Source organism: Anaerobacillus sp. QJM3NY_32 (genome assembly GCF_056173645.1).
Window position 1 is genome coordinate 1559539 of sequence record NZ_CM149684.1, and the last position, 13743, is coordinate 1573281.

Consider the following 13743-nt stretch of genomic DNA (forward strand, 5'->3'; position numbering starts at 1 on the left):
GGCCACTCTTTTTTTAATTTATCGGGTTTTGTCCCAGCCTCTTTCTTTATTTTCTTATTGTACAGATAAAACATCTGTAATTTGTTCAATGGCCCAGTTTAAATCATCTTCACTGATAATAAGAGGAGGCGCAAAACGAATGACCGTTTCGTGAGTCTCTTTACATAGTAATCCTTTTTCTTTCAGCTTCTCGCAATACGGACGAGCAGCTTCATGAAGCTCAACACCTATGAAAAGACCGCGACCACGAACTTCTTTAATCATTGGATTCTTGATTTCTTTTAATTTATTTTGAAAGTAGTTTCCTAGTTCAAGAGAGCGATCTGCAAGCTTCTCATCCTCAAGAACTTCTAAAGATGCCACCGAGACTGCACATGCTAGAGGGTTTCCTCCAAATGTTGAACCGTGAGATCCTGGGGTAAATACGCCAAGAACTTCTTCATTAGCGGCAACACAAGAGATCGGGAATACACCTCCACCTAGTGCTTTTCCAAGAATGTACATATCAGGCTCTACATTATCCCAATCGCAAGCAAATCGTTTACCAGAGCGGCAAAGCCCTGCTTGGATTTCATCAGCTACGAAAAGCACGCGCTGCTCCTTACAATACTCATAAGCCTCTTTAAGAAAACCTTCTGGAGGGATATTGATCCCAGCTTCACCTTGAATTGGCTCAAATAAAAAGCCTGCTGTATTTGGCGTAATGGCTTTTTTTAACGCATCAAGATCACCATAAGGAATGAGTTTAATGCCTGGAAGCATTGGTCCAAATCCTCTTTGGTATTCTTGTTCAGATGAGAGGGAGACAGCTGTCATTGTACGACCGTGAAAGTTACCCTCACAGGCAATGATTTCTGCTTTATCTTTCTCAACACCCTTCACTTCATAAGCCCAGCGGCGCATCGCTTTAACAGCTGTTTCAACTGCCTCTGCACCTGTGTTCATTGGAAGAATCATATCTTTGTTTGTAAATTCAGAAACTTTTCGATAAAAAGGTCCGAGTTGATCATTGTGAAATGCACGAGAAGTTAATGTGACACGATCTGCCTGGTCCTTTAGAGCTTGAATAATCTTAGGGTGTCTGTGCCCCTGGTTGACAGCTGAATAAGCACTTAGCATATCCATGTAACGATTTCCTTCGGGATCTTTCACCCAAACACCCTCTGCTTCTGCAATGACTATAGGCAGTGGATGATAATTGTGTGCGCCGTATTGCTCCGTCATTTGAATAATATCCTGTGTTTGTACCATGTTACGGTTCACTCCCATCTTTTAGTTGAAGCTTCTTTTATAGTATAACAATGAAATCGTTTACTTCCTATCATTTGAAAGAAATTGGGAGGAATGTTTCATTAACTTCTCTTATAACCTTTCATGATATGATAGAGAAGAATCTTTACATAGAAAGAGGGAGAGATCGTTTATGCTGCACGCCCATTATTCTGCTTGGGGATTAACTTTGATTCTTTTTCTTGTTAGCTATTTTTTAATGAGAGCTGGGAAAGGGAAATCGCTAGAAATGATCCATACGGTTCTTCGAATATTTTATATTCTCACTGTCATTTCAGGAATGTTTCTTGTAATAGGTTATGAGTTTTGGGGACCTTCTATTGTGAAAGGGGTCGTCGCCCTTTGGCTTATTTTCTCGATGGAAATGATACTAGTAAGAGGAAAAAAGGAGAAAAAAATTTGGCCGTTTTGGATTCAGTTTATGTTCGCTTTTCTTCTTGTCATCTTTTATGGGTATTCTATACTGCATCTTTATCAGCTATAAGTCCTAAAAATCACCTTTGATAAGGTGATTTTTTTGAATTAAACGTTTGGTTTATCGATGCCGATATAAGAAGTAGGGTAGATTGGCATATTTCTGGGATAAGTGTATTCGCGCTTTCTACTTTTTGATATCATATACATAAATATAAAAGTTTCGAATTAAAGGGATTAAAGGATGAGGTGTGTATAGCTTGAGGACATTTTCAGTCATGGTTTATCATGATCAAGATTTGCTGGAGTGCATTAATAATCAACCGGAACTGTTTCAGGCACATGCCGTACTCATTCAACTATTTTCTTTGTCAGGTGACAGCAAGCGGGCTAAAGCAATCGCGCAACAAACATTGACATCCCTTCCTCACGCCGTTCTTATAGGGGCCACAGCAAGTGGCGCTTATTATCAAAAGGACTACGTGAAAGAAGGGATACTCGTTTCCTTTACGACTTTTCAACACGCCGAGATTAAGCTGTTTGATTTGGAAGAGAATGCTTCCACCCTTATGAATGAGAGGACTACACATGATGAACTTGTCATTCTTTTTAATAGTAATGTGGAAGATCGTACTTTGTTTGAAGATATGAAACCGAACCGATTGATCGGAGGTAGAGCCCATACTATTAATGAGGATTCCTTTGTGATCAAAGGTAATCAACTGCTAACGACAGGCGTCGCTGCAGCTAAAATTATCGGAAGTGAGCTTGAAGTTAAGATTTTCGAAGAAACGTTCTGGAAACCAGCCGGACGAACGTATGAGGTGACAAAAGCGCTCGGGACGCGTATTTTTGAAATTGAAGGCCTGACGCCAGTGCAGTTTTATGAGAAGTATTTAGGATATGATGTTGCGAATAAACTCCCGCAATCAGCAGCTCACGTCCCGTTACTTCAGCGGGATAATGGGAATGTGAAGCCGATTACCATTATGGAGAAACATCGAGATGGATCGGTTACGTCGAATCATGTACTAACAAAGGGGTCGAAGCTACAGTTCTCATATGGAGACGCCGCACAAATTCAAACGTCCTATGAGCGCATTGACCAAATGGCTAGTGATTCTTGGAGCCAAAGTCTATTTACTTATTCATCTGCTTCGCTTCGTGCTCTATTTTCAAACGGCATTATTACTTATTTAGAGAATCTTGAAAAGAGATGTGATCTCACATCTGTTTTCCTTGCAACGGAATATTATTCAGATAGCCAAGAAGTACAAATTGGAAATAACAGCATGGTTTTTGCGCATTTCAATGAAAAAAATGCTCGAATGAAAGCCAACGGGCATCAACCATTACACAATCAGGAGATGAAGGACTTGGATGGTTTAATGGCATTATCACATTTAATTAAAGCTTCAACAGAGGAATTAGAGACGTTAAATTTAAACTTACAGCAATCAGAACAGCGCTTTAAATCTCTGTTTGAACAAAATCCGAATCTTGTTTACTCTGTGGATGTATACGGTAAAATTACGAGCGTAAACCCTGCATTAAAATCATTGTTAGGTTACTCGTCTGAAGAAGTTATGAGTAAGCATTCTCTTCAGTTTGTTTCATCAGAGGATGCAGAAATGACTAGGAAGAAATTCTATCAAACGTTTCAGGGGGTAGCTCAAACATATGATGCTCACCTTGTACACAAGACTGGAATGAGCGTTCTCTTTACAATTACCAATATCCCAATCATTGTTAATGGCGAAATTACCGGGGCGTATGGAATAGCCAAAAGCATCATGAATCAACGGAAAGCGGAGGAGAAAATCGCTCATCTCGCTTATTATGATGTGTTAACCGAGCTTCCTAATCGTTTGTTATTTGAGAACTTACTAAATGAATCAATTAAGAATCCCGATGAGAAGCTAGCTGTCATGTTCATTGATTTAGATCGGTTTAAATTGATTAATGATAGTTTGGGCCACCAAAGAGGGGATCAGATCCTCAAACAAGTGACAACTCGAATCAAGGAAGCTATAAAGGATGATGCTGTCCTTGCTAGATTTGGTGGTGATGAATTTACTGTTCTCTTACCTGGACTGAAGTGCGAAAAAGATGCCCTTATGCTTGCGAGACGCGTCATTGAACATTTGAAGCAGCCTATCGTCTTTGACGAGGTTGAGTACTTTATGACAGTAGGCATCGGTATCAGTCTTTTCCCTCATGATGGATTAGAAATTGATACTGTTATGAAAAATGCTTATATCGCATTAGATCGCGCCAAGCAACAAGGTGCTAATTATATTGAATTCTATACCGATGAAATGACCGATCAGGCTTTTGAGAGATTAGAGCTTGAAAGTTATTTGCGTCGAGCCCTTGAGAAAGAAGAACTGACTCTTTTCTATCAGCCACAAGTTAATCTAGATGAACAGAAAATTTATGCTTGTGAAGCGTTGATTAGGTGGAATCATCCGAAATTAGGACTAGTGTCTCCAGCGCAGTTTATACCGCTTGCAGAAGAAACGGGACTAATCGAAGAAATTGGTATTTGGGTATTGAACGAAGCATGCATGCAAACGAGCAAATGGCAAGAGCTTGGATATGATGACTTGTCGATTAGTGTGAACGTGTCTGGAAGACAGTTTCAAAGTGAGAAATTCGTTGATTCCGTTAGAGAAGCATTAGTGGCTTCTGGTCTCGATCCTCAATCTCTACACCTTGAAGTAACGGAGAGCACAACGCTCGTCAATACGGATTATAGTATTTCGATGCTAAATGAATTAAGAGAAATGGGTATTAAAGTGTCCATTGATGATTTTGGAACTGGTTATTCTTCGCTTAGTTATCTGAAGGATTTCCCATTAGATATTTTGAAAATCGATCAGTCCTTTATTCGAAACCTTCAGGAAAACAACGCAGATGCAGCGATTGTTAAAGCGGTCATTACGATGTGCGAAGGTTTGAATTTATCAATTGTTGCGGAAGGAATTGAGACGAAAGAACAGGGTGATATTATTAGAAGCTTCGGGTGTAACTTTGCGCAAGGATTTTTCTATAGTAAACCATTGAATAAGGATCGTTTCGAGAAACTGCTTCTATCAAAGCAATTTCCTTTGGCAACTTAACGAAGATCGACCCAATGTGGTCGATCTTTTTTATTTTGCAGAGCGTCCTGCCTCCAATGTGCTCCAGCTGTTTCAACCGATAGTTGGAAGGGAATAGGACCATAGCAAAGAGGTGATAAAGAGATGGATTACGACGTCATGATTATTGGAGGAGGCATATCGGGCCTCACACTTGCTGTCAAATTAGGACAAAGTAATGTGAAAACGCTATTAATTGAAAAAGATAAAAGAAGCGGGTTGATTTATAAAGGTGAACTTCTTCAGCCAAAAAGTCTTCAAGTCCTTGACCGAATTAATGTTTTAGATGTAGTAAAAGAAAATGGTTTTCACTTACCTTCGATTGAATTCCATGAGTATAACCAAAAAGACGATGGCACGATGGAGCACCTTAGTTCAAATGAATTTCGCTACGATGTGATTCCATCTCTCTATAATACATCGCTTATGATTCCACATGAGAGGCTAAAAGAGCTTCTTTTCGAAGAGGCTTCAAAATATGAATCTGTTGATTATATACAGCCTGCTAAATTTACGGGCTTTACTGAAGATGAGCCTGAGAATAAGAAAGCGATCATTCAAACTAAAGAAGGAGAACGTGAAATTCACGCAGGTTTTTATGTTGGTGCTGAAGGAAGAGCTTCTCCAACAAGAACAGCTATGGAAGTGGAGATGAAGAATACAAAATATAATCATCATTTCTTGACGGTATCGTTTCCCCGACCAGAGACACTAAATCAGTCAACTATCATCACAACTCAAAATAAATTTGTCGGATTATTCCCACTTCCGAACAATGAAGTAAGAAGTGTACTGTTGATTAAGCCGGGAGAGTTCAAATCGATGCGTGAAGAAGGATTAGAGTCCTTTTACCGTGCTTATTGTGAGCTAATGCCGGAGCTTGAGGGCTATGTTCATCAAATTGATACGTGGAAAAAGATTCAACTCATGATTCCTGTTAGGCACAATGTCTCCAATTACGTCAAAAATAATTTGATCTTAACAGGGGATGCCGCTCATAGCGTACATCCTATGGCAGGGGAAGGAATGAACCTGGCGATTCAAGATTCTGATGTATTGGGAGAACTTCTTTGCTGGATGTATAAAACGAATCAGACGGAATGGAAGCAGCTTAAGTGGTATGAGAAAGTGAGAAAACCGAGAGCGGAATATGTGTCTACGCTTAGTCATCAAGCTGCACTGCTCTACTCTTTTCCTTATCGTCCGTGGCAGAGACTTCGAATTAAAGGGGTCAATCAAACAGAGCATTCACCTCTTCTGCACTATAAACAGATGTTAAATACGTCGGGACTTGGCATTTGGAAGTTTAACCTGTTGGATCGATTGAAGCAAGCAGGAGTAATTCCAGCTGCAATAGGGAATGGGAAATTAAGTAAGCATCCAAATGAGAAAGTAATGTTCACGAAAGAGGATGATTATCCGTGGTATTGCAAATGAGACGGGAGGAAACGAGATGAAGGAAATAAAGAAAATCTGGCGTGCTAGAAAGTGGATGAAAAGCAATGAACCTTTTTTATACGCCTGGCATGCCCATGTAGGCTATGTACATGACTTATTTGATGAGTTCGAATTAGGAACAACCGTCTCTGCTGTTGCAACCAAACGAGACATGAATGAACTGCTATTAACAAGATGGGCTGAAGTGGGGGTGGCAATTGGTCACCTAAAAAAAGAGAAGGATGGAAAGGTTCGTTCTAAGAAACATATGGTTGAATCGATCTCAAAAAGCAGTGAGCACTCTGTTGGTATCTTACTAAAAGAAATGATGGAGTTACATATTCCGATCTTGCTGTCCTATCCTGATTTATTAAGCAAAGATCAACCCGCACGATATGAGGACGAAGACTATGGTGGAACGGTTGCAGCAACATCAAGCTTTATTGAACGTTTTGCTTTTCCGAAGATTTATCAAGCGATTAAGACGACGAATGCACAATCCGTTATTGATTTTGGGGCAGGTTACGCAGGGTATTTATCGCGTATTGGAGCAAAGCTAGAGGACATGAAGCTTGTTGGAATTGAAAAAAATCGATCCGTCTGTTTAGATGCAGAAGCTAATATCCATTTTCCGCTAAAATCACCGCTACACCTTTATCCTGATGATATGATGACATGGAAATGGGATGGTGCCCCCTTTGATATGGCGATGATGAATAATTTACTTTATTATTTTGCTCCAGAAGATCGATTGAAACTGTTCCAAAAGGCAAATGAGGTAACAGGTGAAGGTGGTCAGCTGATTATCATCACTCCTATGCATGAATCAAAACACGGGCAGGCTTTCTCGGCTGCGTTTAACAGCTTCATGAGTGCTCATGATAACCTTTATCCATTGCCAAGTCGTGATGAAATGGACGACTTAGCAACAAAAACAGGATTTAAGCTTAAACAAATAAAACCAGTTGTAAAAGAAGGCGCATGGTACTTTTTGCGTTTTCAGAAAGTGTGAGACCTATCAAAAGGTCTCTTTTTTCGTTCCCTGAAAGACATTTTGCACAAAAATTGGGCGTATGCATAATGTGAACAGAGAGGAATGAGAGGAGGGAGATCTTTTTGTGTGGGATAACAGGATGGGTGGATTGGAAGCAGAATCTGACAGGAGAAGAGAACGTTCTTAGGCGAATGGCGAATACGCTATCACGACGGGGGCCAGATGCTTCAAACAGCTGGGTTAGCGCGCATTGTGGATTTGGGCATACTCGTTTGATTGTCGTTGACCCAGCTGGTGGAAGTCAGCCAATGACTAGAACACACAGCGACAAGAAATATACGATTTGTTATAACGGTGAGCTATATAATACGGAGGATTTGCGTAAAGTTCTCCTTGCAAAGGGTTATACATTTCAATCTCATTCGGATACAGAAGTTCTTTTAACGTGCTATGTTGAATGGGGAGAGCAATGCGTTGATCATTTGAATGGTATTTTTGCCTTTGGCATTTGGGATGGAGAGAAATTATTCCTTGCAAGAGACCGCCTTGGTGTTAAGCCGTTATTCTATCGACAAAGTGGCAGCTCGCTTCAATTCGGCTCAGAACTTAAAGCCATTCTTGCTCATCCCGATGTGAAGACGGAGGTCGATCGAGCGGGGCTTCAAGAAATTTTTGGTTTAGGTCCTTCGAGAACACCAGGACATGGGGTTTTTCGAGGGATAAATGAACTGCGACCTGGATTTGCGATGAAGTTTGAGCAGAGTGGTCTTCGTAAATGGCGCTATTGGAATGTCAAAAGTAGTGAACATACTGATGATCTTGATACAACTGTAGGTAAAGTAGGGGACCTTTTAAAAGATTCCATTAAACGACAGCTTGTTGCCGATGTACCAGTTTGTACGTTTTTGTCTGGTGGAGTTGATTCAAGTGCCATTACGTCCGTTGCTCAAACGGCATTCCTTGATGACAATAAGGGCACATTACGGTCTTTTTCGGTTGATTATGTGGATAATGATAAATACTTCAAGAGTAGTGAATTTCAGCCAAATTCAGATGCTCCGTGGATCAAAAAAGTTTCAGCAGAGCTTGCAACTGATCATACGAACTGTGTGATTGATACACCTCAGCTTGTGCATCATTTAAAGGAAGCGATTGAATGTCGAGACCTGCCTGGTATGGCGGATGTAGACTCTTCATTATTGTGGTTTTCAAAGGAAATTAAGAAACATGCGACTGTTGCTCTTTCTGGTGAATGTGCAGATGAAATATTTGGTGGGTATCCATGGTTTCATAAGCCGGAGCTTTTAGATCAGGAGCAGTTTCCGTGGATGAGATCGACACTTGAAAGACAGGCGATGTTAAAAGAAGATGTTCGGAATAAATTGAAGCTAGAAGATTACGTCACGGAAAGATATCGTGAGTCAATTAAGGAAACGCCAGTACTTGATGGTGAGAGTGAGATTGAAGCAAAAAGAAGAGCTCTCTTTTACTTGAATTTAAATTGGTTTATGACAACACTTCTTGAACGAAAAGACCGTATGAGCATGGGAGCTAGTCTAGAAGTAAGGGTGCCATTTTCTGATCACCGCATTATCGAATATGTGTGGAATGTCCCGTGGGATATGAAAATGCTTGATGGTCGAGAGAAGGGACTTTTGCGAAAAGCGATGACAGGAACGCTTTCACATGATGTTCTTTATCGAAAAAAGAGTCCATATCCAAAAACCTATAATCCTGCTTATACGAAAGCAGTTTCTTCATGGCTTCAAGATACGCTCGATAACAAGCAGTCGCCGCTTCTTGAATTGATCGATAGAAAAGTTGTGCAAGATATCATAGATTCAGAGGGAAAGGCGTTTAAAGTACCCTGGTTCGGTCAGCTTATGGCAGGACCTCAATTGATTGCACACCTTGCTCAAATTAATTATTGGATGGAGCATCATAACGTGAATTTAGTCGACTAAAAAAAGGATCGAAGCTGATGGCTTCGATCCTTTTCTTTAAAAGATTGTATTATTGCTCGTTCCGACTTTAGTGGGCAGGGTCTCGATCGCTTCACCCCATAAAATGAACACAAAAACCGTGTTCTTTTTATGGGCCTCCAGCGCTTGTCGAGGCTAAGCGGGCGCTTCCGCTTTTCGTGATCTAGCTGCAGTGGGCAGACACTCGGTCACTTCACCTTTTCATCCGAACACAAAGACCGTGTTCAAATGAAAAGGCTCCAGTGCCTGCCGTGTCTAACCGCCCACTTCCGCTTTTCGTGTCTAGCTGCGACTCGCAGAAACTGCGATATTTCACTCTTTCACCAGAACACAAAGGGCGTGTTCTAGTTCAAGAGATCCAATATCTCCGTTTCTAAACGCTCGTCTCCGCTTTTCGTGTCTAGCTGCAGTGGGCAGGGTCTCGATCGCTTCACCCCATAAAATGAACACAAAAACCGTGTTCTTTTTATGGGCCTCCAGCGCTTGTCGACCCTAACCGCCCACTTCCGCTTTTCGTGTCTAAACGCTCCCTTCTGCTTTTCTTTTTTCAACTGGTGGCTGTTCGAGTCCGTTGAGGCGTTCGACTAGGCCGTGGCCGAATGGTGTTCCGGCAGAAGGGCTTTCATTGTTGTTGAGAAGGCCTCCTCTAAGCTCGTAAGCTGTTGAGCCGTGCTCTGCGAAATCAAGTCCCTGAATTTCTTCTTCACGAGAAACGCGAATGGAAGAGAAGCGAGTATAGATGAATAAGAAAATACCTACTGTGCCAATCGTCCACGCCATAACTGCAAGAATTCCGATTGCTTGAACGAGGATTAGGGATGCACCGCCTCCGTAGAATAAACCACCATCGATTGCGAAAAGTCCAACGGCTAGCGTGCCCCACGCCCCACACACTCCGTGAACAGCAATCGCTCCAACTGGGTCATCCAATTTTATGCGTCGGTCAATCAGTTGAACGGCTTCAATCAAGATAACTCCAGCGATAAGACCGATGAACATAGCGCCAATTGGAGATACGCTTGCTGTTCCAGCTGTAATTCCGACAAGTCCAGCTAATGCGCCGTTTAGAGTTAAAGAAGCATCAATTTGCTTATAGCGAATATAAGAATAAAGGGCACTTCCGATGACACCACTTGAAGCAGAAAGAAGTGTTGTCGCTACGATTGTAGGGATAAGTGCGTCGCTTGCTGACAGTGTACTACCTGCATTGAATCCAAACCAGCCGAACCAAAGAATGAATACCCCTAGTGCGCCAAGTGGAATGTTATGACCTTGAATAACGTTCACTTTTCCATTTGAGTATTTACCAAGACGTCCTCCAAGAAAGGCGACTGCTACTACCGCACCAAGTGCACCTGTCATATGAACAACCGTTGAGCCAGCGAAGTCAACAAACCCTAGTTCTGAAAGCCATCCGCCACCCCAAATCCAGTGACCAACAACAGGATAAACAAATCCAATCATCGCAACCGTTACAGCAATATAGCTAATTAATTTCATTCTCTCAGCTACTGCACCAGAAATGATTGTCGCACAAGTTGCCGCAAAGACGGCCTGGAAAACAAAGAAGCCGATGTTTTCAGATTGTCCTAGAAGAAGGAAACCATCACTACCAATAAAACCGCCTGCTGAAGAACCGAACATCAATCCGTAACCAATTATAAAGTAAAGCACTGCACCAATTGACATTGTTAGGAGATTCTTCATTAAAATATTTAAGGCGTTTTTAGAACGGGTAAATCCAGTTTCAACCATTGCAAATCCAGCGTGCATGAAGAATACTAGAAAAGCAGCAATCATAATCCATACGGTATCCATTGAAGCACTCAAGGCGGTTACAGCAGAGGTATCGCCTGCTGCGAAGACATGTCCTCCTGAGAGAAGAAAGAGAAGCGCGAACAAACTAGTGATTTTTTTCATAGCTTTTATCATCCTTTTTGATTTATTTAAATGCTGTGAGTCCGTGTTCACCAGATCGTATGCGAATAACATCTTCGACAGGATAGACGAAGATTTTGCCGTCGCCAACTTCCCCGGTTGCACATATATCGCGAATATGCTTAACAACATGATCAAGCAGGTCATCATCAAAAACGAGCTCTACTTTAATTTTTGCCTGAAGCGAGACTTCAAAATGACTTCCTCTGAAGACACCAGTTTGTTTTTTCTGTAATCCACATCCAGCTACTTCAGATACTGTCATGCCTGTGATACCTTCATCTCTTAACCGATCTCTTAGATCCTGAAATGCCTCGGGACGAATAATGGCTTCTACTTTTTTCATATAAGACCCTCCATGTCAGTTTTTCTAACATTGCCTTTTTTCTATATCCTAATATTATGCGGTGAAAACGAGAAATTCAAGGTTATTTTTTGAAAATTTAAAATAGTATGTCATAAAATCTCACCTTAGCACATTTGAATAATCAGAATATTCCAAGTGGGGTAAGGGTGGTTGCGCTTTCAGTTAATTTCGAATTCTGAGGCATAAAAAGAAGCTCCTGGATGATGACCAGGAGCTTCTTGCTCATGAAATGTCTAAAATAGTGAAGCCAAATGGTTCAAGATGAAGTAGGCTAGAGTCGTGCTGACTCCCTAAAAGAGTTTTTGTGTTCAAATAATTGAGTGAGAGATCAGTAGTTATGGCCTTTTCTGAGTTGTTTAATAGAAAGAGGAGCGTTTCATTATACGTTTTCCTCTTATATTGAATAAGTGATTCATCTGTATACACCACTTCGAAAGTTCCATCGTTCCGAAACGCAGGGTGTTGATTGCGAAGGGCGATTAATTCTTTTAAGAACTGAAATAGTTCAGTGTCCTGGTCTTTTTCATCCCAAATCATACATTCTCGACAATCGGGATCAGCGCCACCTTTCATCCCAATTTCGTCACCATAATAAATACAAGGTGTTCCTGGGAAGGAGAATTGAAGGATATACATGAGCTTCACGACCTCCTTTTTCCCGTTTGCCAGTGTGAGGAGTCGCGGTGTATCGTGACTTCCTAATAAATTAAAGGCGACTTCATTCACATTTGCAGGATAAGAGTGAAGGAGTGCGGATAGTCGGTTCCCCATTGTTTCGGCAGAGATTCTTCCATTTGCATAATGATCAAGTAGGGCAGCAGTTAAAGGGTAATTCATTACAGCATCAAACTGATCGCCCTGTAACCACGGCATCGAGTCATGCCAGATTTCACCAAGAATATAAAGCTCAGGCTTAACTCGCTTAACCTCTCTTCTAAATTCACGCCAGAAGCGGTGATCAATTTCATTTGCAACATCAAGTCGCCACCCGTCAATATCAAATTCTTCTACCCAGTAGCGACCAACTTGTAGTAAATACTCTCTCACTTCTGGGTTCTCAGTATTAAGCTTAGGCATTGTCGCTTCAAAGGCGAAAGTATCATAGGAGGGAAGAGGTTTTGTTTCAATTGGATAGGATCGAACGTGAAACCAGTCTCGATAGCGTGATGCTTCTCCGTTGTTTAATAAGTGCTGAAAAGGTTCGAAGTAATAACCGCTATGATTGAAAACAGCATCAAGCATAACTTTAATGCCTCTTTCATGACAGGCTTTGACGAGCTCTTTAAACATTTCTTTATCGCCAAATTGTGGATCAATCTCCATGTAATCGATTGTGTCGTACTTATGATTTGAGGCCGCTTTAAAAATAGGTGTGAAGTAAATTCCATTAATTCCAAGTTCTGTTAAGTGATCAAGATGATTTATTACCCCCTGAAAGTCTCCGCCGAAAAAGTTGTTACGCTCCGGAGGATATTCTCCCCATGGAAGCGTACCTTTTGGATCTAAGGAAGTATCCCCGTTAGCAAATCGTTCGGGAAAGATCTGATACCATACTGTGTCTTTCACCCATTCAGGAGCTGTAAAGATATCAGCTTCATTTAGGAAAGGAAAACTATAATAGTCGTTGGTATCTGATGGCTGTTCCGTATAGAAGCCTTTTTCAGTATGATAATACGCTTCATTTTTATCTTCTAGAAAAAAGCCATATCTCAATCTACGATAAGGAGGTTGGATCGCTATACTCCAATAATCGAATAGAGAGTCAGAGCCAGTTACTTTCATTGTTTTAGAAGTGAACTGCCATTTGTTGTCTTTCCAATCATACGGATCTCCATAAATAAGGGAGATGGATGTCACATCATCTTTCTTTGTTCGAATCATCAGGTGTAGTGTTTTCTTATCATATGCGTAAGCATAGTTGTTCTTTGGGCGGTGATAAATGGCTTCTTTAAACATAAATAGATACCTCCGTGTGCAATCGCTTGCATTTTAATAAAAGAAAACTCATTTCAAGCACTAATCGAAATGGAACGTTGCTTCTATATAAATGTAGAAGATCAAAGTACGATAGTCAAATGTAAAAAACAAGGAGAAATTCTGTTTCGAAAAAATTTTGAAAAAACTTTGTGCAAACGGTTGCGAAAATTTTATAGCCATGTATAATAAGTTATAGAAAGACAG

The 13743-nt window shown here is 40.9% G+C and carries 9 protein-coding genes; 5 read left to right on the top strand and 4 right to left on the bottom strand.

Annotation, left to right across the window (positions count from 1 at the left end; all coding sequences use genetic code 11):
- Positions 1-54 precede the first annotated feature (54 nt).
- A complete protein-coding gene (locus tag AC0VYH_RS08370) occupies positions 55-1251 on the bottom strand; it encodes an ornithine--oxo-acid transaminase (RefSeq protein ID WP_226612546.1) in 1197 nt (398 codons plus the stop codon).
- A gap of 172 nt (positions 1252-1423) precedes the next feature.
- Here AC0VYH_RS08370 and AC0VYH_RS08375 point away from each other — a divergent pair, with 172 nt between their 5' ends.
- The 5 genes from AC0VYH_RS08375 to asnB all read left to right on the top strand — a co-directional run bounded on the left by AC0VYH_RS08375 (position 1424) and on the right by asnB (position 9239).
- On the top strand, positions 1424-1774 hold the full coding sequence (locus AC0VYH_RS08375; RefSeq protein WP_430242141.1) for a DUF1516 family protein: 351 nt from the start codon (positions 1424-1426) through the stop codon (positions 1772-1774).
- A gap of 190 nt (positions 1775-1964) precedes the next feature.
- Positions 1965-4826 carry an EAL domain-containing protein gene (locus AC0VYH_RS08380; RefSeq protein WP_475367152.1) on the top strand — a complete coding sequence of 954 codons (2862 nt, stop codon included), beginning with the start codon at positions 1965-1967 and terminating at the stop codon, positions 4824-4826.
- 123 nt (positions 4827-4949) lie between these two features.
- Positions 4950-6281: an FAD-dependent oxidoreductase gene (locus AC0VYH_RS08385; protein ID WP_475367153.1), complete on the top strand. Its 1332-nt coding sequence runs from the start codon at positions 4950-4952 to the stop codon at positions 6279-6281.
- Positions 6282-6297: 16 nt separating this feature from the next.
- Entirely contained in the window at positions 6298-7293 is a 996-nt protein-coding gene (locus AC0VYH_RS08390) for a class I SAM-dependent methyltransferase (RefSeq protein ID WP_475367154.1), read from the top strand.
- Between the two features lie 104 nt (positions 7294-7397).
- On the top strand, positions 7398-9239 hold the full coding sequence (gene asnB / locus AC0VYH_RS08395) for an asparagine synthase (glutamine-hydrolyzing) (RefSeq protein ID WP_430242135.1): 1842 nt from the start codon (positions 7398-7400) through the stop codon (positions 9237-9239).
- Positions 9240-9776: 537 nt separating this feature from the next.
- Here asnB and AC0VYH_RS08400 read toward each other — a convergent pair.
- From AC0VYH_RS08400 to AC0VYH_RS08410, 3 genes are all read right to left on the bottom strand, one after another.
- Positions 9777-11177, bottom strand: a complete 1401-nt coding sequence (locus AC0VYH_RS08400; RefSeq protein ID WP_475367155.1) for an ammonium transporter — start codon at positions 11175-11177, stop codon at positions 9777-9779.
- 22 nt (positions 11178-11199) lie between these two features.
- Positions 11200-11541 carry a P-II family nitrogen regulator gene (locus AC0VYH_RS08405; RefSeq protein WP_194221146.1) on the bottom strand — a complete coding sequence of 114 codons (342 nt, stop codon included), beginning with the start codon at positions 11539-11541 and terminating at the stop codon, positions 11200-11202.
- A 243-nt stretch (positions 11542-11784) separates the two neighbouring features.
- On the bottom strand, positions 11785-13518 hold the full coding sequence (locus tag AC0VYH_RS08410) for an alpha-glycosidase (RefSeq protein WP_475373645.1): 1734 nt from the start codon (positions 13516-13518) through the stop codon (positions 11785-11787).
- Between the last annotated feature and the right edge of the window lie 225 nt (positions 13519-13743).

What these genes read in the sequence shown, in the direction of transcription:
- AC0VYH_RS08370 (WP_226612546.1), bottom strand. Translation starts at nt 1,251, where the DNA reads ATGGTACAAACACAGGATATTATTCAAATGACGGAGCAATACGGCGCA.
- AC0VYH_RS08375 (WP_430242141.1), top strand. Translation starts at nt 1,424, where the DNA reads ATGCTGCACGCCCATTATTCTGCTTGGGGATTAACTTTGATTCTTTTT.
- AC0VYH_RS08385 (WP_475367153.1), top strand. Translation starts at nt 4,950, where the DNA reads ATGGATTACGACGTCATGATTATTGGAGGAGGCATATCGGGCCTCACA.
- AC0VYH_RS08390 (WP_475367154.1), top strand. Translation starts at nt 6,298, where the DNA reads ATGAAGGAAATAAAGAAAATCTGGCGTGCTAGAAAGTGGATGAAAAGC.
- AC0VYH_RS08400 (WP_475367155.1), bottom strand. Translation starts at nt 11,177, where the DNA reads ATGAAAAAAATCACTAGTTTGTTCGCGCTTCTCTTTCTTCTCTCAGGA.
- AC0VYH_RS08405 (WP_194221146.1), bottom strand. Translation starts at nt 11,541, where the DNA reads ATGAAAAAAGTAGAAGCCATTATTCGTCCCGAGGCATTTCAGGATCTA.
- AC0VYH_RS08410 (WP_475373645.1), bottom strand. Translation starts at nt 13,518, where the DNA reads ATGTTTAAAGAAGCCATTTATCACCGCCCAAAGAACAACTATGCTTAC.